Raw genomic sequence first — 25,020 nt, forward strand, 5'->3', positions numbered from 1 at the left:
CGACTTGCCGAACCGGATGTCGGCGGAGATCTATCCGATGGCTGACGATCAGAAGCACTTCCGAGCCGTGTCGAGCATCACCTTCGGCGTGGCGGACCTCTCCCGCGCCCGCACCTTCTACGATGCCCTGGGCTTCGTGGCCGACCCGGCATCGAACGACGAGTATGTGATCTACACGCTCGAGAATCTGAAACTCTCGCTCTTTCCAAGGGCGCTGCTGGCCAAGGATGCCGAAGTGGAGAACGACGGTCATGGCTTCGATGGCATCACCTTCGCTCACGGCTACCCGTCCGAAGCCGCCGTCGACGCAGCGATGGCCCATGCGCTCGCGGCCGGTGCGGTTCTTCGCCGACCGGCCCGCACGGTGTTCTGGGGCGGCTATTCGGGCTTCGTCGCCGACCCGGACGGTCACCTCTGGGAGCTGGTATACGACCCGTTCCGCTAAAGCGGTTCCGGCAAAAGTGGGAATCGGTTTTTCGTCAGGAACTGCGTCTTTATAGCTCTGGAACAGAGGCCGTGCTGTTTCCGGCTCAGTCCTCGGGCGCGAAAGCCGGGTTCCAGACGATCTCCCAGACGTGACCGTCGGGGTCCTGGAAATAGCCGGCGTAGCCGCCCCAGAAGGTATCCTCGGCCGGCTTGACGATGCTGGCGCCGGCCTTCTGGGCTTCCGCCATCACAGCATCCACCTGGTCCCTGCCGCCGACATTGTGGCCGATGGTGATGTTGCCGGGGCTCGGCACCGCCGCTGGCAGCCCCGTATCGTGGGCGATGTCGCCGCGCGCCCAGACCGCCAGCTTCAACTGCGATTGCAGGTCGAAGAAGGCGACTGCCCCGTGCTCGAACTCCCTGCCGACGATGCCCTCCGTTTTCAGTCCCAGGCCGTCGCGATAGAAGGCGACCGCCCGTTCGAGATCGCTGACACCGAGCGTCAGCACCGAAATGCGTGGTTTCATCTCATCGCTCCTGCTTCGCCCCCAACAGGCATTCACCGTGAGGTGGCGCGCACGATGGTCGCTTTCAATGCAAAGCAGGCCGAAGAATCAGGTCGACAAGCCACCGGCCGCGATTATTCTCTCTGTCCGAATCCATGCTTCGCCAGGGCCATACGGCCCGCTGGCCGCCTTGATGTCCGGGGGACCCAACCATGCGCCTTGCCTTCGCCTTGCTCGCGCTGAGCTGTTCGACCGTGATGGCCGCCGCCGGCGAGATTCCCGCCTGCGACGACGCCTCGGTGCTCTCCACCCTGTCGAGCCGTCAGGCCTGGGCCGAGGCGCATACCTGGAAGGACGGGGTCACCATCGCCGCCCTGGACCGGGTGGGCGAGCGGAGGCTGGTGACCGAGGGCTTCAGCTCCATCGACCGCCGCTATTGCGCCGCCCGCGCCGAACTGACCGCCAGCAGGCCGACGGCACTCTACTATGTGGTCTCGGCCAATGAAGGTTTTGCCGGCTACGGCTGGAACGTCGAGTTCTGCCTTTCGGGCCACGACCCCTATTATGTCTATGGTAACGACTGCCAGGTCCTGAAGTGATCGTCCGCCTCGTCCGGTGGCTGATGATCCTGCTCACCGCGTGGCCGGTCGCCGCGCTGGCCGGCGACACACCGGGGCGGTTCGATTTCTACGTCCTGTCGCTCACCTGGTCGCCGAGCTATTGCGCGGCGGAGGGCGGGGCGCGAGACGACGCGCAATGCGAGACCGGCCGCCGCTACGGCTTCCTGGTGCATGGCCTCTGGCCGCAATATGAGCGCGGCTATCCCGAGGATTGCCCGACGCGGCTCGCACCCGATGAGGCCGGCATCCGCGCCCTTGCCGACCTGATGCCGGCGCGCGGCCTCGTCCGCCATGAGTGGCGCAAGCACGGCGCCTGTTCCGGCCTTGCGCCGGCCGACTATCTCAAGACGATCCGCGCGGCGCGTGAGGCGGTGCACATACCCGCCGCCTTCCAGCGCATCGACAGCTACACGACGGTTTCGCCCGCCGAGGTGGAGGCGGCCTTCGTCGCCGCCAATCCGGGCCTCAGGCCAATTGGCGTCGCGGTGACCTGCGACGGTCGGCGGCTGCGCGAGGTGCGCGTCTGCCTGACGCGCGACCTCCGCTTCCGTGCCTGCGAGGAGGTCGACCGCCGCGCCTGCCGCGCCGACCGGGTGGTGCTGCCGCCGGTGCGCTAGCATCCTCAGTTGCTTGACGCGACCCAAGCCATGAACACGTCGAGTACGGCGGCGCCCTTTCTGACGAACACCGGCAGTCGGGTGATGGGCGTCGGACATGTTACGCTGTTGCCGCCGACGACCATCCGTCCCGTCCAGGCATCGATCCAGTCGTTGCCGGCCGGCAGATAAACGCCGCGCTCGGTCTCGCCGGCCTTGAGGACCGGGGCGACGAGGATGTCGCCGCCGAACATGTACTGATCGTCCACTTCCCAGCAGCCGATGTCGCCGGGGAAGGCGTAGAACAGGGTGCGCATCAGCGGATCGCCCGTCTCGTGCGCTTGCCGCATCAGGTCGCGGACATAGGGGCGCAGCCGTTCGCGCAGGTCGGCATAGGCGGAGAGGATGGCGTAGACGTCCTCGCCGAAGCTCCAGAGCTCGTTGCCGGCGCCGCTGTCGCATTGGGCGACGCCGTCGCGGAAGGGCACGGCCGGCGGCGTGACGGGCTCGCGATAGCCGTGCATGCGCAGCACCGGCGAGAACACCGCCCACTGGAACCAGCGCACCAGCAGCTCGTGGAAATCAGGGTCGTCGACATGGCCGCCATGGAAGCCGCCGATGTCGGTGGTCCACCAGGGGATGCCGGCGAGCCCCATGTTGAGCCCGGCGCTCAGCTGGTTACGCATGGAAGCGAAGGAACTCTGGATATCGCCCGACCAGATCAGCGTGCCATAGCGCTGGCTGCCGGCCCAGGCGCAGCGCACCAGGCTGACGATCTCCGTCTCGCCCGCCACCCTGAGGCCGTCATAGAAGGCCTGGGCATAATGGAGCGGATAGGTGTTGCCGACCTCCAAGAGGTTGCCGGTGTGATAGCGGTAGTTCTCGAAGTCGTAGACGGCATACTCCGGCTCCGCCTCGTCGAGCCAGAACACCCGGATGCCCTTGTCGTAATAGTTCCTGCGGGCGACGCTCCAGAGAAAGTCGCGGGCGGCGGGGTTGGTGGGGTCGATGAAGCGGCTGTTGCCGAGATGGTCGAACTGCACGGGGATGCCGCGGTTGGTGTTCACGAGATAGCCCTTCTCGGCCATTTCGGCGTAGTTCTCCGAGCGCGCGTCGACGGTCGGCCAGATGGAGACCATCAGCTCGGTGCCCATCGCCTTGAGCTCGGCGGCCATGGCGGCCGGGTCCGGCCATTCGCGCTCGTCGAAGCGCCAGTCGCCCTGCACCGGCCAGTGGAAGAAATCGGCGACGATCACCGACAGGGGGATGCCGCGCGCCGCGTAGTCGCGCGCCACCGCCATGAGTTCGTCTTGTGTGCGGTAGCGCAGCTTGCTCTGCCAGAGACCCAGCGCGAAGTCCGGCATCATCGGCGCCGTGCCGGTGGCGCTGGCATAGTTGCGCAGGATGTCGGCCGGCGTGTCGCCGGCGGTGACCCAGTAGTCGATGCCCGAGGCGGCTTCCGAGATCCAGCGCGTGCCATTCCGGGCGAACGAAGCCTCGCCAACGGCCGGCGTGTTCCAGAGAAAGCCGTAGCCATGGCTGGAGACGACGAAGGGCACGCTGGCCTGCGAGTTGCGCTGGGCGAGCTCCAGCGTGCAGCCGGCAAGGTCGAGGTTGGGCTGCTGGTACTGGCCCATGCCGTAGAGCCGCTCGCCGGGGACGGGCTCGAAGCGTACGATGATCCTGGAGGCGCCGCCGCTGAGCGGTTTGAACTCGCGGCCGGCGAGGCCGAGCGCGCTGATGCTGTCGGCGGCGTGATCGCCGAGGGTCCAGAACTTGGTCAGCGTGTCGCGCTGCCGCCATTTCTCTTCCAGCAGCAGTTTGCCCTCACGGTTGAAGAACTTGACGCGCCCTTGCAGGTCGACCTCGGCGGCGACGGCGCCATTCTCGATCCGCATGCGGCTGCCGAAACGGCTGATGAAGGGCGTGTGACCCTCAGACGGCAGGAGCGCGCCATCACCGTTGTCGCGGGCCGGGTAGATCGACGACCTCAGCCTCAGGCCGTCCCTGCCGTGGGCCTCGATCCTCAGCCAGGCGCCATTGTAGGACCAGCACAGCGCGTCGCGCTCAATCGACAGAGTTTCCAAGGCAAAATTCCTCTTCCTCGAGGCGGGCGGACCACCTCGGTCATTCAGTTCTGGGAGGCACGCAATCTAGAGAGCGCGGCCCGTGTCCGGGTCGAACAGGTAGATGTCCTCGCTGGCGATGCCGAGCGTCAGCGGCGCGCCGGCTTCGATCTCGAACGTGCCGGCGTGGGCGATGTTGAGAAGCTCGTCGCCGACCCTCGCCTCGATGAAAGTCATGGACCCCGTGCCCTCGACGATCTCGGCGACGCCCGAGAGCTGCTCACCGCTGCCATCGAGGCGCAGGTGTTCGGGGCGGAGACCAGCCAGTACCTTGCGGCCGGGCTCCTGCGCCCGTGGGATCCTGAGCAGGGCGCCGGCGCCGATGGCGACCGCTAGGCCGTCGGCAGTCACCTCGGCCGGCACGAAGTTCATGGCCGGCGAGCCGATGAAGCCGGCGACGAAGCGGTTGGCCGGGCGGCGGTAGAGGTCGAGCGGCCGGCCGATCTGTTCGATGCGGCCGTCGTGCAGCACGACGATCAGGTCGGCCATGGTCATCGCCTCGATCTGGTCGTGGGTGACGTAGACCGAGGTGGCGCCGAGGTTCTTGTGCAGTTTGCGGATCTCGCTGCGCATCTGGACGCGCAGGGCGGCGTCGAGGTTGGAAAGCGGCTCGTCGAACAGGAAGACCTTGGGCTTGCGCACGATGGCGCGGCCCATGGCGACGCGCTGGCGCTGGCCGCCGGAGAGCTGCTTCGGCCGTCGCTTCAGGAGCTTTTCGAGGCCGAGAATTCTCGCTGCCTCGCCGACGCGCTCGTCGATCTCCGCCTTGGGCCGGCGGCGCAGGCGCAGCGAATAGGACATGTTCTGTTCCACCGTCATGTGCGGGTAGAGCGCGTAGGACTGGAAGACCATGGCGAGGTCGCGCTCGCGCGGCGCCTTGTCGTTGACCACCTCGCCGGCCACCTTGATGGTGCCCGAGGTGATGGTCTCCAAGCCGGCGATGGTACGCAGGAGCGTCGACTTGCCGCAGCCGGACGGCCCGACCAGGGCGACGAAGGCGCCGACGGGAATGTCGAGGCTGATGTCGTGCAGCACCTGCAACGCGCCGTAGTTCTTGTTGAGATGTTGGATTTCGATCTGGTTCATCGACGAGGGTCCAGGTTCATTTCAGCGCGCCGGAGGTGAGGCCGGTAACGATCTGCCGCTGCAACAGGATGAAGACGATCAGGATGGGCGCCACATAGATGCCGGCGTAGTTCATCAGGCCCACCCAGTCGGCCGAGTTGGCGCTCAAGTAGGTGGCGAGATTGACGGTGGCGGTCTGCAACTCGCGCGTGGCGATGAACGAGCGCGAATAGACGTACTCGCCGAAGGACTGCAGGAACACCAGAACCGAGGTGATCAGGATGCCGTTGCGGGCAAGCGGCAGGATGATCAGGAAGAAGGCGCCGAGGTGGGAGTTGCCGTCGACCAGCGCCGCGTCCTTCAGCTCGCGCGGCACCTGGGTGAAGGTGGCGCGACAGAGCACGATGTAGAAGGCCAGCGTCTTGGCGGCGGTGGCAAGCACCACGGCGGTGCGCGGATAATCGAGCAGGCCGGCGTGGTTGAAGGCGACGAAGAGCGGCGTCACCATCAGCGACGGCGGCAGCACCTGCAGCACGATGACCAGGAACAGCGCGATATTGGCCTTGGTGCCACGGGCGTTGGCCAGCGCATAGGCGGCGCCGGTGCCCAGGACCATGGTGATGGCGGTGATGCCGCTCGCCACCAAGAGCGAGTTCCACAGATAGCGGCCGATGTCATGCTCGGCGAAGACGCGCGACACCTGGACGAGCGGTTCGGACGGCCAGAGCTCCGGCGGGTATTTGAAGATGGTGCCGGAGGTCTTCAGCGCCGTCGCATACATCCAGTAGACGGGGAAGAGGTAGATGGCGGCGAACAGGATGGCCAGCGCCAGCAGGAGGTATCTTTTCATGGTCCTCTCCGCCGCTCAGAAGGTGTGTTCGCGCTGCACCGAGCGCACGTAGATGACGGCGACGACGATCACCAGGGCGATCATCATGGTTGCGACGGTGGCGCCGCCGGAGATCTCGTAGGTCTGGAAGGACATCTGCCAGGACCAGTATTGCGCGACGTTCGACGCGTTGGCCGGGCCGCCCTGGGTGAGCGCCGCCACGAGGTCGAACTGCTGCAAGGTGAAGATGACGCCGAGCGCGATGACGGCACCCAGCGTCGGCCCCATCATCGGCAGGGTGATGGTCAGGAAGCGCTGGAAGGCGTTGGCGCCGTCCATCTCCGCCGCCTCGTATACGTCGCCGGGAATGCCCGCGAGCCCCACCGACAGCAGGATCATGTTGAAGGGAACGCCGAGCCAGATGTTGGCGATGATCACCGAGTAGAGCGCGTAGGCGGGGTTCGACAGCCAGTAGATCTGTCCGTCGATCAACCCGAGGCTCTGGAGAGCGTAGTTCAGGACGCCGAAGTCGCCGGCGAAGATCCAGCGCCAGACGGCGCCGACCACCAGGGCGGGCAGGATCCAGCCGGCAAGGAACAGGCCGCGCACGTAGGTCGAGCCGGGAAAATCCTGCTGGAAGAACAGGGCGAGGCCGAAGCCGATGACGAGTTGGAAGGCGATGGACAGCGTCACGAAGATCACGGTGTTCCAGACGATGGGCGTGAACTCCGGCCGATGGAACAGGTCGGTGTAGTTCTCGAGCCCGGCGAAGGGACGGACGAGCGTGCCGAGCGTGAACATGTCGACTTCCTGGAAGGACATGACCACGGTGTAGACAAGGGGAAAGGCCGCGAAGACCACGAGGTAGAGCACGGCGGCGGCGATCAGCGTGCCCTCGAAGCCCTTGCCGTCCCTGAGAAGTTTGACGAAGCCCGATTGAAACATGGTCCTGTCCGATGAGAAGGGTCGGTTCCGTCCGGGGCAATGGGGGGATCGTCCCGGACGGTCTTGGGAGCGCAGATGGGTTGCCGGGAGAAGACGGCAGCCCGGCTCCAACGGGTCAGCAGGTCACTTGATGAGGCCGTCGATGGTGCCCTGGGCGGTGTCGAGGGCCGTCTTGGCGTCGGTCTTGTGCGTCAGGACGTCCTGGATCGCCACCTGGATGGCCTTGGAGACCTTCGGCCATTCCGGCGACGGACCGCGACCGCGGGCGTATTTCATCTGCTCGGCGAAGACGGCATAGGCCTCCGGCCACTTCGGGTCCTTCGGCGTGGCGGTCTGGTCGAGCGGCAGCCAGCCGTATTCGTTCCAGTCGCGCGAGCTCTGCGCATAGATGTATTCGAGGAACTTGAAGGCCTCATCCGGATGGGCCGAGGTTTTCGGGACGGCATAGGCGAGTTCGCCGAGGGCCGAGGCGCGCGGCGCGCCGGCCTTCTCGACCGGCATCAGGGCGACGCGCCAGTCGAACTTCACCTCATTGGCAAAGCGCGGCAGTTCCCAGCAGCCGGTGACGATCATGGCGATGTTGCCGGCGATGAACTGGCTGCCGAGGTCGGGCTGGTTGAGCACCAGCACTTCCGGCGTCGCCACCTTGTCGTCGACGAGCTTCTGCCAGAACTCAAGCGCCCGCACCGAGCCGTCGGTGTTGATGGCGTTGAAGTCGCCGCCAGCCGACTGTGCCCAGGGCAGGAACTGGAAGGTGGATTCCTCGGTGGCCACCGCCGAGAAGCCGAAGCCATACTGGCGCTTCTGGGCGTCGGTCAGCTTGGCGGCTGCGGCCGAAATCTCGTCCCAGGTCTGGGGCGGTTTCGCCGGATCGAGGCCGGCGGCCTTGAACAGGTCGGCGTTGTAGTAGAGGCCGAGCGTGTTGCCACCGCGCGGGAAGCCGTAGATCTTGCCGTTCCAGGTCGACTGGTTGATCGGGCCGGGATAGAAGTTCTTGGCGTCCACCACCTTGGAGGCGGCGATGCGGTCGCTGAGGTCGAGCAGTACGTCGTGCGAGGCGACCGAGGCGATGTCCGGATTGTCGAGCATCAGGAGATCGGGCGCGGTGTTGGTCGACACGGCGCGGATGGTGTCGTTGAGAATGTTGGCGAAGTTGACCAGCTTGATATCAAGCTTGATGTCGGGGTTCTGCGCTTCGAATTCCTTGGCCATGTTCTCGGTGAAATGCACGGGCTCGTCGAGCGCCCAGACTTGCAGCGTCACCGGCGCGGCGACGACAGCGCTTGTGGCGGCCGTCGAGAAGACAAGCCCAAGCAAAAGCTTTCTCAGCATAGTCGTTTTCCTCCACTAGGCATGCAAAGGCTCATTGCCGCGCTGTTGAAACAGCGCGACATGCTGCGTCATCGCAGTGCGTGACGCGATTTTGGCGTATATCCATGCATACAGCTTCGCAGGCGCTGGTTACTCTCTCCACCCAGTGCTGCTGTAAACGATTGCGAATTTACGATTGAGCGAATGTCGAGTCAAATTGTTTTTGGACGGGCCGTTCAGATACTGGTATCAGATGGGTCAAGTGGAGTGAGCATGCGTGGCGAAGGGTGGCCCCTGGCGGGGGCTTCCAGTGGGGAACCCAGGCTTGTAGTCTCCGGGCGAAAGGACGGGACGATCGTGGGTATCAAGGAACTGGCCGACTATCTCAACGTGTCGATCGGCACCGTGTCGCGGGCTCTCAACAACCATCCGCTGGTCAATGCCGAGACACGCCGCCGGGTGCTGGAGGCCGCCGACGAGTTGGGCTACGCGCCCGACCAATCCGGCCGCAGCCTCCGCAAGGGCACCGTCAACTCGATCGCCCTGGTGCTCTCCACCGACCGGACGTCGAGCCAGGAAGCGATGATCTTCATGGAGATCAGCCGCAGCATGCAGTCCGTCTTCCGGCGGTTCGAGCTCGACCTGATGATCCACCTCAACGAGCCCGGCCAGGAGCTCAACGACCGCGTCCGCCGCGTCGTCGAACGCCGTCAGGCCGACGCCATCGTGCTCGTCGAAACGCGCGAGAACGATCCCCGCCTCGACTATTTGACCAAGCGCAAGATTCCCTTCGCCACCTGGGGGCAGAGCCGGTCGGGCGGCCTGCATCCCTGGCTCGATCTCGACTTCGAGGGGGCGATGACCACCGTCATCGACCGTCTGATGGATTTCGGCCATCGCCGCATCGCCATGGTGTCCAACGATCCCGGCCTGATGTTCGACCGGCTGCTCCAGGCGGCCTACCAGCGCGAGCTCGACACGCGCGGATTGCCGTTCCGCCTCGTTCTGGAGACCGATCCGGACGAGAAGGGCGGCTACAAGGTGGTCGAGCGGCTGTTGGCCGCGCCGGAACGTCCGACGGCCGTGGTGTTCTCCGATTCCCGACCGGCGGCCGGTGCCTGCCTCGGCTTCAGCGAGGCCGGCGTTTTTCCTGGCCGGGACATCGCCATCGCCAGCTGTTCGGTGGATACGCCGATGGCCGCCTACCTGTCGCCGGGCCTCACCTGTTTCAGCGTCGATCTGAAGCGGCTCGGCGAACGGCTGGCCGAGGCGGTGCTGTCGGGCATGCCGCGCTTTGCCCAGGAGTTCGGCGGCAAGCCGATCCAGGAGATCTTCCCGCTCCATCTCATCGCCCGGGACAGCGACGCCTTTCAGCTTTAGGATGGGCCAGCTTCAGGATGGGAGAGCCTATTTCGGCCGCCTTTCGGCAGACCCATATGTGTGCCATGGTCCTGCCGCAACATCGGTGCGGAGGCCGCTTCGGCTTCCGGAAAATCCGATGCGATAACAAAAGGCTAGATTGTCGTTGCGCATCCGTCGGGATGGGGGCGGCGATCCGGGGAGAGGCGATCGGGGGAGACATGTCGCGGCCTTCGGCTTTTGCATTTGCGCTCGCAGCACTGATCGCCGGCATGGCCGTCGATGCGTCGGCGGCGGTTTCCAAGCGGTTCGGCGGCTTCTCGGTGGCCTGCGATGACAGTCTCAACTGTGCCGCCAGCGCGCAGGCGGTGAACCCGGACAAGGCCAGCGTCTTCGTGTTGCAGCGGGCGCCGGAGAGCCGGGCGCGCTGGACGGTGTCGATCTCGACCCTGGGCGTTTTGGCCGATCGCGATCGACCGGTGGCGCTCTCCGTCGACAATGGCGTCGACATCACGCTCCGGCCGGTGTCGGACTATGCGCCCTTCGTCAACCCATCCGACTATTACGTCGTGTCGCCGTCGGCGCTCGACCGGCTGATGCTGCAAGTGCAGCGCGGCCACATGCTGCGCTTCTCCTTCATCGACATCGCCGGCGCGCCGCATTCGGACCGCTTTCCGCTCGACGGCCTCGCCGCCGCCCTCAACGAGATCGATCGCCAGCAAGGTCGCATCCCCGGCGATCGCCGGGCTGGCCCGCCGGTGGGGTTGCCGGAGGCGCCGGACGTCGATGTGGGCGCCCATCTCGCGGCAGCCGGCGTGCCGCCGCGCCTTCTGGAACTGCACCTTGCCACGACTGCCTGCGAGGCGCCCGACGCCGCCGGCCTCGCCGACGCCCAGCCGCTGATCGCACCGCTCAGCGACACGGCGACGCTCTACGCCATCCCCTGCTTCCGCAACGCGTCCGGCCTTGCCTCCCGCCTCTACCTGATCGAAAGCGGCGAGATCGGCGGCATGACGCCGCTGGTCTTCGCAGGCTTTTCCGACAGGTTGGGCTGGTATGGCGTCGACGCGCTCACGGCCGTCGCCTATGACGCGGCAAGCCGCCGTCTGACGGGCGAGGGCAGCGACGATCACGGCTGCGCCTTCCGGGGCGAGTGGACCTTCACCGACACCGCCTTCCGGCTCGATCGCCTGTCGGCCGCCACGAGCTGCGGCGCTTCGGCATCCGGCTGGAAGGACGTCTATCCCAACCCCTGATTTTTCCGAGCTTCCGCCATGGCCGACATGATCCTGCGCACGTCCCTCACTTCGCCCTTCGGCCGCAAGCCGCGCCTTGCCGCCGCCGTTCTCGGCCTTTCCGGGCGGATCGAGGTGGAGCTGGCCGACTTCCTCGACGAGACCGACAGCCTCAGGCGGCAGAACCCGCTCGGGAAGATCCCGACGCTGGTGCTCGCCGACGGATCGACGCTCTACGACAGCCGCGTCATCCTCGAGTACCTCGACCATCTCGCCGGTGGCGGGCGCATCCTCCCGAGCGAGCCGGCGGCGCGTTTCGCGGCGCTGAGATTGCAGGCGCTGGGTGACGGCATTCTCGACGCGGGCGTGCTTCGCCGGCTCGAGACCATGTTCCGCGACGAGCCATTGCGATCGGCAGGCTGGCTCACCTATCAGAGCGGCAAGATGAGCCGCGCCCTCGACGCGCTGGAAGTCGCACCGCCGTCGGACAGCGACATATTCGTCGGCGAGATCGCCGTCGCCTGCGCCCTGGGCTTCATCGACTTCCGCCTCGGCGACGACTGGCGGTCGGCTCGGCCCCGTCTTGCCGGCTGGTATGAGCGTTTCGCAGCCCGCTGCCCCGGCTTTGCCGAGACCGCACCCCGCTGACGACCGTCAGGCGGACATGAAAAAGCCCCGGAAGCCGAAGCTGCCGGGGCCATTTTGGTTGGCTGATCCGAAGAAGATCAGAACTTGTAGCCGACGCCGAGCTTGACGGTGTTGCCGTCGAGGTCGCCCTTCTCGTTCACACCGTAGTCGCGGTTGTTGGTGTCGGTGTAGAGATACTCGGCGCGGGCCGTGACGTTCTCCGTCAGGGCGGCCTCGATGCCGGCGCCGACCTGATAGCCGACGTGGGTGCGGGTCTCGTTACCGCCGCTCAGCTCCATCTCGCCCTGACCGACCAGACCGCCGACGGTGCCGTAGACCAGGATGTTGTCGAAGGCATAGCCGGCGCGGCCGCGGACGGCGCCCGACCAGGTGGCCAGCGGGTCAGCGCCACCGTAGGCGACTTCAGCCTCGCCGCCGACGACGACATTGTTCGGCATCTGATAATTGTAGCCGGCGAACACGCCGCCGACGACGCCGGCATGGTCCTTGGTGGCGCTGGCGGCCTGGTTGGCCCAGGTGTAGCCGACATCGGCGCCGACATAGGCACCGGTCCAGTCGAAGGCAGACGACGTCTCAACCGGCGGAGCGTAGGGAGCCTGGGGGATCGGCTCGTTGAGGTCGGCGGCGAAGACCGGAACCGACAGAAGAAGGGCTGAACCGGCGACGGCGCCAAGAAGCAGCTTGCTCATAGTTTCACTCCTTACAATCCGGTGCGGCGACACTTGGGAGTTGCCCCGCACACTTTGCATCTGGCCGTAAGCAAATGCTGCCCGGCTGTTCGATGGGGCGAAGATGATGTCCAAATGAGGCGGTGTCGATGCGAGAATTTGACGAAATCGGGGCAAGACGACGGCACATTTTGGCTGATGTATTGATGCAACAGTATGGTTACTGATCTGAAACGGTGCATAAATCGAAATTTAATACAAATGAATATTATCACGATTTCGCGATTGCTCGTCACATCTGGTTAACCATAAATGTGGCCGTCCAGGATGGGCGGGGTGAGAAAGGTTTGGCCGATAGGCGAATCAGGCCGCCAAGAAGCCGTCGGGCAGGTGGCCTCGGCTTTTCTGACGATCCGATTTGTGGCAGACCGGACGGCATGGATCGTCGGTCCCGCGCATGAGGTCGGGCCGAACGGGGAGGTCATCATGCCGCTTTCGGATATCGGGTCGCTCGTGCTGGTCGGCGCCGGCAAGATGGGCGGAGCCATGCTGCACGGCTGGCTCAAGAAGGGAATGAACCCCAAGGCCGTGGCCATCGTCGACCCGCATATCGGCTCCGAGGCCTTCTCGATGCTGATCGAGTATTCGGTCACCCACCACAAGGACGCCGCCGAGATCACCGACCCTGCCGACATCGTGGTGCTGGCCGTCAAACCGCAGCAGATGGGCGAGGCGCTGCCGGCGCTGAAGGGCGTGATCGGACCGTCGACGCTGGTGGTGTCGATCGCCGCCGGCACCACGCTGGCCAACCTTTCGGCGGCGCTCGGCGACGGGCCAATCATCCGCGTCATGCCGAACACGCCGGCCCAGGTGGGGCAGGGCATGTCGGTGGCCGTCGGCAATGCCGCCGTCACCGAGGCGCACCGGCGCGTGGTGACCAACCTGCTCAACGCCGTCGGCAAGACGGGCTGGGTCGGCGACGAAGCATTGATCGATGCGGTCACCGCCTTGTCGGGCAGCGGCCCCGCCTATGTGTTCCTTTTGGTCGAGGCGATGGCGGCCGCCGGCGAGAAGGCCGGTCTGCCGCGCGAGCTTGCCATGATGCTCGCCCGACAGACGGTGGTCGGCGCCGGCGCCCTGCTTGGCGGTGTGCCGACCGACGCCGCGACGCTCCGCAAGAACGTCACCTCGCCGGGCGGCACCACGGCTGCGGCGCTCGCCGTGCTGATGGGCGACCAAGGCTGGCAGCCGCTGATCGACGCGGCAGTCGCCGCCGCCGCCCACCGCTCGCGCGAACTGGCGGGCTGAGCGGTGAGCGACACCATCGGCTACGACGACTTCCTGAAAGTCGACATCCGCGTCGGCCGCATCGTGGCGGCCGAGGTGTTCAAGGAGGCGCGGCGGCCGGCCTACAAGCTCCGGATCGACTTCGGACCGGAGATCGGCGAGCGCCGGTCATCGGCGCAGATCACCGAGAACTACAAGGTAGAGGACCTTGTGGACCGGCTGGTGCTCGCCGTCGTCAACTTCCCGCCCAAGCAGATCGGCCCGATGCGCTCGGAGGTGTTGACGCTGGGCGTGCCCGATGCCGCCGGCCATGTGGTGCTGGTGGCGCCGGACAAGGACGCGGTGGTCGGCGGGCGGCTGTATTAGCAGCCAAACCCGGCACTCAGCCGGTCATCGCCAGGTGCCGCTGGGAAGGATCGGGGATCGGAACGGCAGCGATCAGCCGGCGGGTATAGTCCTCTTCGGGATTTTCGAAGACGGCGCGGCGCGAACCATATTCGACGATCCGGCCGCCGTTCATCACCGCGACGTCGTGCGACATGCGCTCGATGACCGCCATGTCGTGCGAGATGAACAGATAGGCCAGCCCTTCGGTCTCTTGCAGTTCCAGCATCAGGTCGAGCACCTTGGCCCGCACTGACACGTCGAGCGCCGCGACGCTTTCGTCGGCGACGATCAGCTTCGGCTTCAGCGACAGGGCGCGGGCAATGCAGATGCGCTGGCGCTGGCCGCCGGAGAACTCGTGCGGATAGCGGCTCGCCACGTCCGGCGTCAGGCCGACGCGGCGTAGCAGCTCGGCCACCCGATCGGCGCGGTCCGTCCGGTCGCCGATGCCGTGGATCAGCATCGGCTCGGCAATGGCGGCGCCGATCGTCATGCGGCTGTCGAGCGAGGCGTAAGGGTCCTGGAAGATCATCTGGGCAAGGCGCCTGACCGGCCGCATGGCTCTGACGGACAAGTCCATCAACTCCTCGCCGTCGATGGCGACATAGCCCTCGTAAGGGATGAGGCCGAGCACGGCCTTGCCGGTGGTCGACTTGCCCGAACCGCTCTCGCCGACGAGGCCGAGCGTCCGCCCGGCCCTGAGCTCGAAGGATACGCCGTCCACCGCGAGCTGCCCTGCCTTGCGGCCGAACAGGCTGGCGCGGGCGCCGTAGGTCACCTTGAGGTTCTGGACGGCCAGGACAGGCTCCAGCGACTTCTCGGCCAGAGGCGCCGCCTTTGCCTCGGCCGTGACGGCCGGCGGACCGTCGGTGCCGGTGCGGGCGCCGATGCGGGGAACGGCGGCGATCAGCTCGCGCGTATAGGTCTCTGTCGGCCGCTCGAAGATGTCGACCGCCGAGCCGATTTCGACGAGGCGTCCATCCTTCATGACGGCGACCCGGTCGGCCATCTCGGCGACGACGCCCATGTCGTGGGTGATCAGGATGGTGGATGTGCCGAACTCGCCCTTCAGTTCGCGCATCAGCTTCAGGATCTGCGCCTGCACGGTGACGTCGAGGGCCGTGGTGGGTTCGTCGGCGATCAGTACCTTGGGCCGACAGGACAGCGCCATGGCGATCATCACCCGCTGGCGCATGCCGCCGGAGAGTTCGTGCGGATATTGGCGGAGGCGCCTTGCCGGCTCGGTGATCTGCACCGCGTCCAGCATGCGTAGCGCCTGGGCGCGGGCAGAGGCTTCGTTGCCGCCCTGATGGATGAGGATGGGTTCGAGGAGCTGCTTGCCGATGGTCATCACCGGATTGAGCGATGTCATCGGTTCCTGGAAGATCATGGCGACGTCGCGGCCGCGCACCTCCCGCATGGCCCGCTCGCCGAGGCCGGTGAGGTCGCGATCGCCGAGCTTGATCGAGCCGGAGACGATGCGCAGCGAGGCGCGGGGTAGGAGCCGCATCACGGACAGCGATGTGACCGACTTGCCGGAGCCGCTTTCGCCGGCAAGGCAGAGCGTCTCTCCCGCCGCCAGACAGAAGCTCACGGCGTCGAGCACGCGCTTGGCACCGCGATCGGTCAGCGCGTCGACGGTCAGTCCGTCGACGCTCAGCACCGGCGCAGTCCTGATGTCTCCGCTCATGTCCGTCACGACAGCACGATCCTCGGGAAATAGAAGCTCACCACCACGTTGGGCATGTCGACGATCTCGGAGATGCGCAGATCACCGGCCACCGAGCAGAGCATGTAGGCGTCAACAGGGTTGTAGCCATGCTCGGCGGCGAGAAGATCGATCATCCGGCTGAGCGCCTCGCGCGACGCCGTCAGGAGATCGGGGCCGACGCCGGTCGTCACTTCGTAACCGGCGGCGTCGAGATGGCGCGTGACCGGCCCCGGCGTGGTGAAGCGGGGGCTCTCGAGCTTTTGGCCCTTCAGAACGCTGAGCGTCAGCGTGACGTTCATGGCGCTTTCGATGGCGGTGCCGCAGACCTCGCCGTCGCCCTGGGCGGCATGCGTGTCGCCAACCGAGAACAGGCCGCCTTCGACCTCAACCGGCAGATAGAGCGTCACGCCCGAGGAGAGATCTCTGATATCGAGATTGCCGCCGACACGGCGCGGCGGCACGACCGAGTGGACGCCCGGCTCGCTTGGTGCGACCCCGATGGTGCCGGCGAACGGCTTGAGCGGCACGCTGCCGCCAGGGCCGAACAGCGAAGGCGCCATCGTGCCGGGGGCGTATGTCCAGATGTGCAGGGCCGGATCGGTGAACTGGTCGGCCAGAAGACCGAAGCCGGGGATGACCGCCGTCCAGCCGATGCCGGAGGGCACGAACTCACGGATGTCGACCTTCAGCACGTCGCCGGGCTCGGCGCCTTCCACATAAACAGGGCCGGTCACCGGGTTGACCTTGGCGAAATCGAGGTTGACCACATCGGCCGCCGTCGAGCCCGTGCCGAGCTGGCCGCCGGAGCTGTCGAGGCATTCGAAATGGATGGTCGAGCCGGATTTCGCCACGGCAGCCGGCGGGTAATCGCGGCTCCAGCCATAATGATGATCGCGGCGATGGATGGTGTAGTCGCAGGCAACGCACATGGCGGTTTCTCCCGTGGGCCAGGGAAACGGGGGAGGGCAACCCTCCCCCGCGCTGGCGCGGACTTGCGGTCAAGTCCTTGTTATTGCTTCACATAGATGGCGTCGTAGTTGATGACGCGCGTCGGGTCGATGTAGATGTTGCCCGGCCCGCCCATGCGCTTGGACTTGGCGACGACGCGGCGCTCGTTGAACACCGGAATCCACGGCGCGTCGGCCATCAGGTCGGTGAACACCGAGCCCCAGAGCTTGGCACGCTCGTCCTTCTTGGCCGGATCCGACATGGAATCGGCCGCGATGGCGCGGGCATCGAGGTCCTTGTTGCAGTACCAGGCCCAGTTCCAGCCGCCTTGCGTGGCGCCGGCGCAGCCGAGGATCGGGCCGTAGAAGTTGGAGGGATCGGGGAAGTCGGCGATCCAGGCCATGCCGCCCGACCAGATCATCGGCGCCTCGCCCTCGGTGCCGCCGGCAGCGATGACGTTGGCGTTGGCCAACGCCTTGATCTCGGCCTTGACGCCGATGGCGGCGAAATCCTGCTGCAACGCCTGGGCAATGCGCGGGTTGGGATCGGTCGAGGAGGCGTAGAGCGCCGTCTCGAAGCCGTCGGGGAAGCCGGCTTCGGCGAGCAGCGCCTTGGCCTTCTCGATGTCGTAGGCGTAGCCCTTGAAGTCCTTGTCGTAGCCGGGCATCAGCGGCGGAAGCGGCTGGTTGGCCGGCGTGGCTCTGCCGTTGACGATGCGGGTGATACGCTCCTTGTTGACGGCCATGTTGAGGGCCTGGCGCACCTTGACGTTGTCGAGCGGCTTGACGCGTGTGTTGAGGGCGACGTAGCCGGTCTGCAACTGCTCGCCATCGACGATGATGTCGGCCGCATCCGGACCGTTCTTGATCTCCAGGAACTTCGACGGCGGGATTCCGTCACCGGCAATGTCCACCTCGCCCTGCTGCAGGCGCAGCAGCGCCACCAGCGGCTCCTGGCCGACTTCGACGGTGAAGCCGTCGATCTTCGGCGTGTCGGCAACGTAGAAGTTCGGGTTCTTCTCGAACACCAGCTTCTGGCCGATCACCCAGTCCTTCAGGATGAAGGCGCCCGAGCCGACCGGCTTCTTGCCGAAGTCCTGGCCTTCCGCCTCGACGACTTCCTTCGGCACGATCGAGGCGAAGTTGATGGCGAGCACATGCAGGAAGGTGGCATCTGGCCGGCTCAGCTTGAAGACGACGGTGCTGTCGTCGGGCGTCTCGATGCCGGAAAGACCCTCGGCCTTGCCGCCCGACAGATCGTCGAAACCGGCGATGGCGCCAAAGAAGCCGGCGCCGGGGCCCTGCGTCTTGGGATTGACGGCGCGCTCGATAGAATACTTGACGTCGGAAGCCACCACGTCGCGGCCATTGGAGAACTTCACGCCCTTGCGGAGCTTGAAAGTGTAGGTCAGGCCGTCCGGCGTGACCTCGAAACTCTCGGCCAGCGACGGCACCAGATCTGCCGTGCCGGGGGTGTACTCCATCAGGCGGGAAAACAGGCTCTTGATCATCGACCAGTTCTGCCAGTCGTAGCCGATGGCCGGGTCGAGAGTGGCGATGTCGTCCTTGTAGGTGACGACGATGGTGGCGCCCTTGACGGGCGTTTCGTCAGCCAGGGCGACGAGCGGCGTCAACGCCATCAGTCCGGCCAGCGCGGTTCTTTGCAGCCAATGTGTCATGCGGGTTCCCCTTTGTTGTTTGACTGGTTCTTGTTGTCGTTGGCCGGATCACAGGCCGGCTTTATCGGAGCCGTTAACAGGCCCGGATTTTGTTCTCCCAGCCCTAACGGGGCCGGATTCTGGGATCGATCAGCGGAGCGACGAGATCGGCGATCAGGTTGCCGATCACGATGGCGAGCGAGGAGATGAGCGTGACGCCCATGATGATGGGAATGTCGACCTGCTGGATCGCCTGCCAGGCGAGCTGGCCGATTCCGGGCCAGCCGTAGACGGCTTCGACCACCACCACGCCGCCCATGAACTGGCCGATGTCGATGCCGATCATGGCGACGATCGGCAACAGCGCGTTGGGCACGGCGTGGCGAAGGATGACTGCGCGCTCGGCAACGCCCTTGGCCCGCGCCGTGCGGACATAGTCTTGATTGAGCACGTCGATCATCGCCGAGCGAACCATGCGGGCATACCAGCCGGCCCCGAGCACGCCGAGGGTCAGCGCTGGCAGCACGACGTGGCTGAAGGTGCCGAAGCCGGACATCGGGAACCATTGCAGCGTCGCCGCGAAGACGTAGAGCAGCAGCAGGGCAACCACGAACTGCGGGGCGGACACGCCGATGAAGGAGACCGTCATCACCAGCCGGTCGACAAAGCCGCCGCGATTGAGGGCGGCTATGGTGCCGAGCGTCAGGCCGATCGCCACCTCGACCAGGATGCCGGAGACCATCAGGATCAGCGTCGCCGGCAGGCGGGCGAGGATCAGCGTCATCACCTCGGTCTTCTGGGTGTAGGAGCGACCGAGATCACCCTGCACGAGATTGCCGAGATAGTGGACGAACTGCAGGAGAAGCGGTTGGTCGAGGCCGAGTTCATGCCGGATGTTGGCGACCGTCTGGGCGGTGGCCGAGCGGCCGGCAAGCTGCACCGCCGGGTCCGCCGGCAAGGCGTAGAGCAGCATGAAGGTGATGGCCGCGACGCCGAACAGGATCATCAGCGCGCCACCGAGCCGGCGCAGGATCAGCTCGATCATCTCACATCCTCCCGCGCTGGGTCGGGTCGAGGATGTCGCGCAAGGCGTCGCCGACCAGGTTGAAGGAGAGCGCCGTCAGCAGGATGGCGATGCCCGGGAAGATCACCAGCCAGGGCGCCGAGGTGAAGAAGCTCTGGCTTTCGAAGATGATGTTGCCCCAGGAGGGTTCCGGTGGCTGCACGCCGACGCCGAGGAAGGACAGAGTCGCCTCGAGCAGCACCGTGGTGGCAATGCCGAGCGTGCCCCAGACGATGGCGGTCGGCATCAGGTGCGGAAGGACGTGGCGGAAGACGATGCGGCCGTGGCCGGCGCCCAGCGACCGTTCGGCAAGGATGAAGTCGCGTTCCACGAGGCCGCGCGTTTCGGTGTAGACGATGCGCGCCACCTGCACCCAGTTGACCATGGCGATCACCATGGCGACGATCCAGAGGCTCGGGTGGAACAGCGCGGCCAGCACGATGGCGAGCAGCAAGGCGGGAAAGGCCATCATCAGGTCGGTGAAACGCATCAGGGCGTTGCCTGCCGGGCCGCGCAGGTAGCCGGCCAGCATGCCGACGCCGAGGCCGATGGCGACCGCCGTGCCGTTGGCGACGACGCCGATGATCAGCGAGGTGCGGGCGCCGAACAGCAACCGCGTCAGGAGATCGCGACCCAGCGTGTCGGTGCCGAGCAGGAAGGCGGCATCGGGGCCGATCGGTGCGCCTTCGAGGGTCAGGCCGTCGAACAACTGCTCGTCGGGGGCGTAAGGGGCGATCAGCGGCGCGGCGAGGGCGCCGATCACCACCAGCAGCACCACGATCAGGCCGAAAACCGCGGTGGGCCGGCGCAGGAACTCACGGGCGATGCGCATCAACCGGCCTCCGACAGGGGAATGACGCCGGCCAGCATCTCGGCGGCCGTCTGTTCTATGGTGATGCGGCGCTTCATGGCCGCGCGGCGCAGTGCGGCGTAGGCGGCTTCCTCGTCACAGCCGGATGCCATTTCGATGGCCCTGACGGCGGCATGCACCAGCGGTCGCATGCGAAGCCTTTCTTCGAGCCGCTCCATGCGGGCTGCCGCTTCGGCGGCACGGGCGTGCGCGGTGACGGCGAGAATCAACGCCGGATAGACCGCGGCGGGTGCCACCGGCTTGGGCAGGATGGCAAGCGCGCCTTCCGAGATGGCCCAGGCGACGCGGCCGGGTGCTTCGGACTGCAGCAGGGCCACGAGAGGGACGGGCGCTGCATGGCCCGACCACGGCAGCAGCCCCGACCACCCCTGATCGGCGTCCACCAGCACGATGTCGGCCGGCGTCGCTTCGAGATCGAGCGGCGCCCACTGGACGTGCGCCTCAAGACCGAGCAGGCCGAGCTGGCGCACAAGCCGCTGCACGCCGTCGTCAGGGCGATGCAGGATGACGGCCCGGCGGCCGACGAGATCGGGGATCACCGTCATGACACCACCCTCAGGCTGGACCGGCCGCCGTCGCGCGATGCCGTCATGTAGGGATCGGCGGCGATGGCGGGACGACTGGCGATGATGTCGAAGTTGCCGTCGTCGCGGATGCGGCCGAGATGGAACGGCAGGGCGGCGTGGTTGGTCCGCGGATCGATGCGCATCGGGCCGTGCGGCGTTTCGAACAGGCGGGCATGGACCGCCATGCGCACGGCGGACGGCTCATCGGTTCCGACGGAGCGAACCGCGTCCATCAGCATGTTGGCGGCGACATAGGCGCCTTCGACGAAGGACGAGAGCCGGCGTTCGGTGCCCAGAGCTGCGGCCGCCCGCGCGCGAAAGCGCTCGTTTTCCGGCGTTGCCAGGGTGCCGAAATAGCTGGCGGCCGACAGGTGGCCGGTGGAAAGGCCAAGGCCGATCTCGCCGATCTCAGCCTCGGTGAGATCGCAGCTCACCACAGGTCGAACCTCCGGGCGGAAGGCGGGGTCGGCATCGCCGAGCGCCTTGTAGGCCCGGAGGAAGGCATGGCTCGAGGGGCCGATCAGGTTGTTGAGGATGAAGTCGGGACGGCGGCTCCGGATGTCGGCGATCAACCTGTCGACGTCGGTTTCCTCGATGGGCAGATAGCGCTCGCCCACCACTTCGCCGCCGGCGTCCCGCAAGAGGTCGCGGGCGATGCGGTTCATCTCCCAGCCCCACACATAGTTGGCGCCGATGAGATAGACCCGCCGCCCCTGCCTCGGCAGCAGATGCTCGAACAACGGTATCAGATGCTGGTTGGGACAGGCGCCGGTGTAGATGACGTTCTCGTTGGCCTCGAAGCCCTCGTAGGGGCAGATGTACCAGAGCAGTCCGTCATGCTTCTCGATGAGCGGAATGACTTCCTTGCGGGCGAGCGAGGTGATGGTGCCGACGATGAGGCGGCATCCTTCATCGCGCAGCATGGCGCGCGCCTGTTCCAGGTAGGCGCGCGGCTCGCCCTCGGGATTGGCGTAGACGGGCTCGAAGGAAAGCCCGCCGCCGTGATCACCTGCCGCCTGATCGAAGGCAAGCGCCGCCCCGTCGCGGCAATCGCGGCCTATGGAGCCATAGGGTCCGGTACAGGAATACAGGACTCCAACCTTGATCGCGCCGACCATCGCCAACCTCAACGCAGTGACCAATGCAAAAAGCCCCATGACACGCTCCGGCTCGCTCGAACGATCGCCGAAAGGTCATGGGGCCATGCTGCCCGTTGCTCTGGAAGAGCTGATGTCATGGCTGCAAAACGTTGCAGCCCATCAATTAGGCATGAATACTAACTGAGCTTCTTTGTCGCTGTCAAGGATGGAAAGGGAGGCGGCGCACCTCATCGCTCAGCGTGTTGCCTCTTTCTCGGGCATGACGGCTGAAGATCCTGAATCACCCGCCCTCGTTCATCTCCTCCACCTGTGCGTAGAGCCATTCGACGAAGCGCGTCACCTCGGGCTTGGGGCGGAGGCGGTCGCGGCGGACGAGATAGAAATTGTCGACCCCGGCGGCCACCACATTGAAGGGCGCGATCAGGCGGCCGAGGCTGAGGTCGTCGTCGATCATCGACAGGTCGGCCATGGCAAATCCGCGCCCGGCCTCGGCGGCCCTGAGCGCGGTGTCCATGGTGTCGAAGGTCTCGCCATGCTCGACGTCGGGAGCCTCGTCTCCGAAGGCCCTCGTCACCCAGCGCTGCCAGTCGGTCATGCCATAGCAATGAAGGATCTGGCCGCGGCGGATCTGCTCCAGCGGTTCGAGATGGGCGACGGTCGGGTAATAGGCGGGCGAGCAGACGGGGGTCAGCCGCTCCATCAGGAAGGGCACCAGCTCCTCCGGCTGCCACAGGCGCGATTCGTAGAGGATGCCGACGTCGTTCTCGACGTCGCTGGGGTCCATGTTTTCCCAGAGCACGGAGACGCGCACCGTGAGGTCGGGATTGGCCGTCTCGAAGCTGCGGAGGCGCGGCAGGAGCCAGCGGGCGCCGAAGGTGGGCGGCGTGCGGACGCGGATGACACCGGGGCGGGCGCGGATCTGCTCGACGCCACGCCTTATCGCCTCGAAGGCGGTGCCGAGCGACAGGGCCAGCTGCTCGCCTTCCGGTGACAGCCGCACGCCCCGGTGAACGCGGCGGAACAGCTCGACGCGCAGGTCGTCCTCCAGGGCGCGGATCTGCCGGCTGACGGCGCTCTCGGTGACGTTGAGTTCCTCGGCGGCGCGGTTGAGCGCGCCGAGGCGGGCGACGCTCTCGAAGGCCTTGAGCGCGTTGAGGCTGGGCAGGCGGTTGACGGCCACGTTCGTTACCTTCCGAATCTCTGTTCCGGTTGACTTTCACGCACGGCTTGGCGCCGGCTCGCCTTGCGGCGAACTCTTATCGACCAAGGTATCAGCGAGGCGCCATCATCCCGCAAATCCCGTAGATGTCAGCTCAAAAAGGGCAGTTTTGTCAGAAATGTGACGGCATTGTACGCAGTTCCCCCTAGAGGCCGCCAGCCATTGTGGCGGCGCTGCGGCGGGGTTGGTAAGGAATTGTTTACGGTTGAGTTTTTGGAACGTCAAGCCACCCAAAAAGGCGTTTGAAGGGGAGCTCGGGCATCTTCATATAGAAGCCAAGCGAAGAGCACGGAGTTCCATCATGATCTTCTCGATGTCCGCCCGCCAGTGGGCAGGCAGCACCTTCAATCCGGGGCAGCTCTACCGGCAGTGGCGCAAGCGCAGCCTGCTGAGGCACGACCTGCAGCGGCTGGTCGAGGATCCGTATCTGCTCGATGACGTCGGCTTCTGCCGCGAGACCGCCGAGCGCGAGATCGACCGCGCCGTCTGGGAGCCGGTGGCCAACCTGCGCATGCCGCCCCAGAAGCACGCCGCCTGACGGGTCCAAAATCGCAAGCGAACAGAATCGCCCCGGTGCCGACCGCGCCGGGGCGTTTTGCATAAGAAAACGGAGCCTTTCGGCTCCGCTGAGTTTGCTGGAGGATTGGGGCTGGAGGCGTGAGGTATCACCCCTTGTTTTTATTGTAGAGATCGAAGACGACGGCTGCGAGCAGCACGAGGCCCTTGACCATCTGCTGGAAGTCGATGCCGAGGCCCATGATCGACATGCCGTTGTTGAGCACGCCCATGATGAAGGCGCCGACCACCGCACCGGTCACCCGGCCGACACCACCGGTCGTCGAGGCGCCGCCGATGAAGCAGGCGGCGATGCAGTCCATCTCGAAACCGGTGCCGGCCTTGGGCGTCGAGGAGTTGAGGCGGGCGGCGACGATCAGGCCGGCAAAGGCCGCCATGACCCCCATGTTGACGAAGGTATAGAAGCAGAAGCGCTCGGTGTTGATGCCGGAGAGCCGCGTCGCCTTCTCGTTGCCGCCGAGGGCGTAGATGGAGCGGCCAATGGTGGTGCGTGTCGTCAGGAAGTAATAGGCGCCAACCATTGCGCCCATGACGAGCAGGATGTTGGGAATGCCCTTGTAGACCGCCAGTTGGTAACCGAAGAGCAGCATGATGGCCACCACGGCCGTCGTCTGCATCACGAATACCGGCATCGGCAGGACGTCCTCGCCATGCGCTTCGTCGCTCTTGCGACCGAGGATGGACCCGCGAACAAAGGCGGCCGCCAGCAGCAGGGTGAGAACCACCGCCGTCGAGTCGAAGCCGCCGATGGTGAAGAAGCTCGGCAGGAAGCCGGTCGAGAGCTTGGTGAATTCGGCCGGGAAGGGGCTGATGTTGATGCCGCCGAGGATCCAGAAGGTGAGGCCTCGGAACACCAGCATGCCGGCCAGCGTCACGATGAACGCCGGGATATGGTGATAGGCGATCCAGTAGCCCTGCGCCGCGCCGATGGCGCCGCCCGCAACGAGGCAGATCAGGCAGGCGACCCAGGGATTGATTTGCAGGCGGATCATCAGGATGGCGGCCAGCGCGCCGATGACGCCGACAATCGAGCCCACCGAGAGGTCGATATGCCCGGCGATGATCACCAAGAGCATGCCGAGCGCCAGGATGACGACGAAGGAGTTCTGCAGCACCAGGTTGGTCAGGTTGGCCGGCATGAACAGCACGCCGCCGGTGATCACCTGGAAGAACACCATCACCGCGATCAGCACGATGAGCATGCCGTAATCCTTGGCGTTGCGCCGGAGAACCTGCAGCAACGATCCCTCAGTTTCTTCCGCCACGGGCGGATTCACGCTGGACATCAAACCTTCTCCCCCGAG

26 protein-coding genes are annotated in these 25,020 nt (G+C 65.9%); 10 read left to right on the forward strand and 16 right to left on the reverse strand.

Annotation, left to right across the window (positions count from 1 at the left end):
* Positions 1-37: 37 nt before the first annotated feature.
* Positions 38-445 (forward strand): VOC family protein, encoded by a 408-nt coding sequence (locus CXZ10_RS15875; protein ID WP_101290363.1) that lies wholly within the window; start codon positions 38-40, stop codon positions 443-445.
* A gap of 85 nt (positions 446-530) precedes the next feature.
* On the opposite strand, the gene CXZ10_RS15880 is transcribed toward CXZ10_RS15875, so the two are convergent.
* A complete protein-coding gene (locus CXZ10_RS15880; RefSeq protein ID WP_101290338.1) occupies positions 531-953 on the reverse strand; it encodes a VOC family protein in 423 nt (140 codons plus the stop codon).
* A gap of 191 nt (positions 954-1,144) precedes the next feature.
* Between CXZ10_RS15880 and CXZ10_RS15885 the strand changes: the two genes are divergently transcribed.
* Both CXZ10_RS15885 and CXZ10_RS15890 read left to right on the forward strand, forming a co-directional pair.
* Entirely contained in the window at positions 1,145-1,531 is a 387-nt protein-coding gene (locus CXZ10_RS15885) for a hypothetical protein (protein WP_101290339.1), read from the forward strand.
* 23 nt (positions 1,532-1,554) lie between these two features.
* Positions 1,555-2,169: a ribonuclease T2 family protein gene (locus CXZ10_RS15890; protein ID WP_101290364.1), complete on the forward strand. Its 615-nt coding sequence runs from the start codon at positions 1,555-1,557 to the stop codon at positions 2,167-2,169.
* 5 nt (positions 2,170-2,174) lie between these two features.
* Here the strand turns inward: CXZ10_RS15890 and CXZ10_RS15895 are convergent, their stop codons facing one another.
* The 5 genes from CXZ10_RS15895 to CXZ10_RS15915 all read right to left on the reverse strand — a co-directional run bounded on the left by CXZ10_RS15895 (position 2,175) and on the right by CXZ10_RS15915 (position 8,445).
* A complete protein-coding gene (locus CXZ10_RS15895) occupies positions 2,175-4,235 on the reverse strand; it encodes a glycoside hydrolase family 31 protein (protein ID WP_101290340.1) in 2,061 nt (686 codons plus the stop codon).
* A 66-nt stretch (positions 4,236-4,301) separates the two neighbouring features.
* On the reverse strand, positions 4,302-5,360 hold the full coding sequence (locus tag CXZ10_RS15900) for an ABC transporter ATP-binding protein (RefSeq protein ID WP_101290341.1): 1,059 nt from the start codon (positions 5,358-5,360) through the stop codon (positions 4,302-4,304).
* 16 nt (positions 5,361-5,376) lie between these two features.
* Positions 5,377-6,189, reverse strand: coding sequence for a carbohydrate ABC transporter permease (locus tag CXZ10_RS15905; protein WP_101290342.1), 813 nt, complete (start codon positions 6,187-6,189; stop codon positions 5,377-5,379).
* 15 nt (positions 6,190-6,204) lie between these two features.
* Complete coding sequence (locus CXZ10_RS15910) at positions 6,205-7,113, reverse strand: carbohydrate ABC transporter permease (RefSeq protein ID WP_101290343.1); 909 nt, start codon at positions 7,111-7,113, stop codon at positions 6,205-6,207.
* Between the two features lie 123 nt (positions 7,114-7,236).
* Positions 7,237-8,445, reverse strand: a complete 1,209-nt coding sequence (locus tag CXZ10_RS15915; RefSeq protein ID WP_101290344.1) for an ABC transporter substrate-binding protein — start codon at positions 8,443-8,445, stop codon at positions 7,237-7,239.
* A gap of 336 nt (positions 8,446-8,781) precedes the next feature.
* Here CXZ10_RS15915 and CXZ10_RS15920 point away from each other — a divergent pair, with 336 nt between their 5' ends.
* The 3 genes from CXZ10_RS15920 (at position 8,782) to CXZ10_RS15930 (ending at position 11,666) form a co-directional block, all read left to right on the forward strand.
* On the forward strand, positions 8,782-9,804 hold the full coding sequence (locus tag CXZ10_RS15920) for a LacI family DNA-binding transcriptional regulator (protein ID WP_180336030.1): 1,023 nt from the start codon (positions 8,782-8,784) through the stop codon (positions 9,802-9,804).
* Positions 9,805-10,004: 200 nt separating this feature from the next.
* Positions 10,005-11,039, forward strand: coding sequence for a DUF1176 domain-containing protein (locus CXZ10_RS15925; protein ID WP_180336031.1), 1,035 nt, complete (start codon positions 10,005-10,007; stop codon positions 11,037-11,039).
* Between the two features lie 18 nt (positions 11,040-11,057).
* Positions 11,058-11,666, forward strand: a complete 609-nt coding sequence (locus CXZ10_RS15930; RefSeq protein ID WP_244617274.1) for a glutathione S-transferase family protein — start codon at positions 11,058-11,060, stop codon at positions 11,664-11,666.
* Positions 11,667-11,743: 77 nt separating this feature from the next.
* Here the strand turns inward: CXZ10_RS15930 and CXZ10_RS15935 are convergent, their stop codons facing one another.
* A complete protein-coding gene (locus tag CXZ10_RS15935; RefSeq protein WP_180336032.1) occupies positions 11,744-12,355 on the reverse strand; it encodes an outer membrane protein in 612 nt (203 codons plus the stop codon).
* 465 nt (positions 12,356-12,820) lie between these two features.
* On the opposite strand from CXZ10_RS15935, the gene proC reads away from it, so the two are divergent.
* The gene (gene proC / locus CXZ10_RS15940) at positions 12,821-13,642 is read left to right on the forward strand and encodes a pyrroline-5-carboxylate reductase (protein WP_101290366.1); all 822 of its coding nucleotides are present in this window, start codon (positions 12,821-12,823) and stop codon (positions 13,640-13,642) included.
* Between the two features lie 3 nt (positions 13,643-13,645).
* The gene (locus tag CXZ10_RS15945; protein WP_101290348.1) at positions 13,646-13,987 is read left to right on the forward strand and encodes a tRNA-binding protein; all 342 of its coding nucleotides are present in this window, start codon (positions 13,646-13,648) and stop codon (positions 13,985-13,987) included.
* A 16-nt stretch (positions 13,988-14,003) separates the two neighbouring features.
* On the opposite strand, the gene CXZ10_RS15950 is transcribed toward CXZ10_RS15945, so the two are convergent.
* The 7 genes from CXZ10_RS15950 to CXZ10_RS15980 form a co-directional block, all read right to left on the reverse strand.
* On the reverse strand, positions 14,004-15,695 hold the full coding sequence (locus tag CXZ10_RS15950) for an ABC transporter ATP-binding protein (protein WP_101290367.1): 1,692 nt from the start codon (positions 15,693-15,695) through the stop codon (positions 14,004-14,006).
* Positions 15,696-15,700: 5 nt separating this feature from the next.
* Positions 15,701-16,645 (reverse strand): acetamidase/formamidase family protein, encoded by a 945-nt coding sequence (locus tag CXZ10_RS15955; RefSeq protein WP_101290349.1) that lies wholly within the window; start codon positions 16,643-16,645, stop codon positions 15,701-15,703.
* A gap of 80 nt (positions 16,646-16,725) precedes the next feature.
* Positions 16,726-18,342 carry an ABC transporter substrate-binding protein gene (locus tag CXZ10_RS15960; RefSeq protein WP_101290350.1) on the reverse strand — a complete coding sequence of 539 codons (1,617 nt, stop codon included), beginning with the start codon at positions 18,340-18,342 and terminating at the stop codon, positions 16,726-16,728.
* A 103-nt stretch (positions 18,343-18,445) separates the two neighbouring features.
* A complete protein-coding gene (locus CXZ10_RS15965; RefSeq protein WP_101290351.1) occupies positions 18,446-19,366 on the reverse strand; it encodes an ABC transporter permease in 921 nt (306 codons plus the stop codon).
* Position 19,367: 1 nt separating this feature from the next.
* Positions 19,368-20,216, reverse strand: coding sequence for an ABC transporter permease (locus CXZ10_RS15970; protein WP_101290352.1), 849 nt, complete (start codon positions 20,214-20,216; stop codon positions 19,368-19,370).
* The gene (locus CXZ10_RS15975) at positions 20,216-20,800 is read right to left on the reverse strand and encodes an ANTAR domain-containing response regulator (RefSeq protein WP_101290353.1); all 585 of its coding nucleotides are present in this window, start codon (positions 20,798-20,800) and stop codon (positions 20,216-20,218) included. Before CXZ10_RS15975 ends, CXZ10_RS15970 begins: the two co-directional genes overlap by 1 nt.
* Positions 20,797-21,939 (reverse strand): transporter substrate-binding domain-containing protein, encoded by a 1,143-nt coding sequence (locus tag CXZ10_RS15980; RefSeq protein ID WP_101290354.1) that lies wholly within the window; start codon positions 21,937-21,939, stop codon positions 20,797-20,799. The genes CXZ10_RS15975 and CXZ10_RS15980 overlap by 4 nt, the downstream gene beginning before the upstream one ends.
* Between CXZ10_RS15980 and CXZ10_RS21375 the strand changes: the two genes are divergently transcribed.
* Positions 21,923-22,105 (forward strand): hypothetical protein, encoded by a 183-nt coding sequence (locus CXZ10_RS21375; protein ID WP_143741547.1) that lies wholly within the window; start codon positions 21,923-21,925, stop codon positions 22,103-22,105. The two genes, CXZ10_RS15980 and CXZ10_RS21375, sit on opposite strands and share 17 nt — an antisense overlap.
* Before the next feature lie 96 nt (positions 22,106-22,201).
* Here CXZ10_RS21375 and CXZ10_RS15985 read toward each other — a convergent pair whose 3' ends face one another.
* Positions 22,202-23,101, reverse strand: coding sequence for a LysR substrate-binding domain-containing protein (locus tag CXZ10_RS15985; RefSeq protein ID WP_101290355.1), 900 nt, complete (start codon positions 23,099-23,101; stop codon positions 22,202-22,204).
* Between the two features lie 340 nt (positions 23,102-23,441).
* On the opposite strand from CXZ10_RS15985, the gene CXZ10_RS15990 reads away from it, so the two are divergent.
* Positions 23,442-23,678 (forward strand): hypothetical protein, encoded by a 237-nt coding sequence (locus CXZ10_RS15990; protein ID WP_101290356.1) that lies wholly within the window; start codon positions 23,442-23,444, stop codon positions 23,676-23,678.
* A 127-nt stretch (positions 23,679-23,805) separates the two neighbouring features.
* On the opposite strand, the gene mmsB is transcribed toward CXZ10_RS15990, so the two are convergent.
* Positions 23,806-25,002 (reverse strand): multiple monosaccharide ABC transporter permease, encoded by a 1,197-nt coding sequence (gene mmsB, locus CXZ10_RS15995; protein WP_101290357.1) that lies wholly within the window; start codon positions 25,000-25,002, stop codon positions 23,806-23,808.
* Positions 25,003-25,020 lie beyond the last annotated feature (18 nt).

Origin of the sequence: Pleomorphomonas diazotrophica, from assembly GCF_002844595.1 — a bacterium.
Taxonomy (GTDB): Bacteria; Pseudomonadota; Alphaproteobacteria; order Rhizobiales; family Pleomorphomonadaceae; genus Pleomorphomonas; species Pleomorphomonas diazotrophica.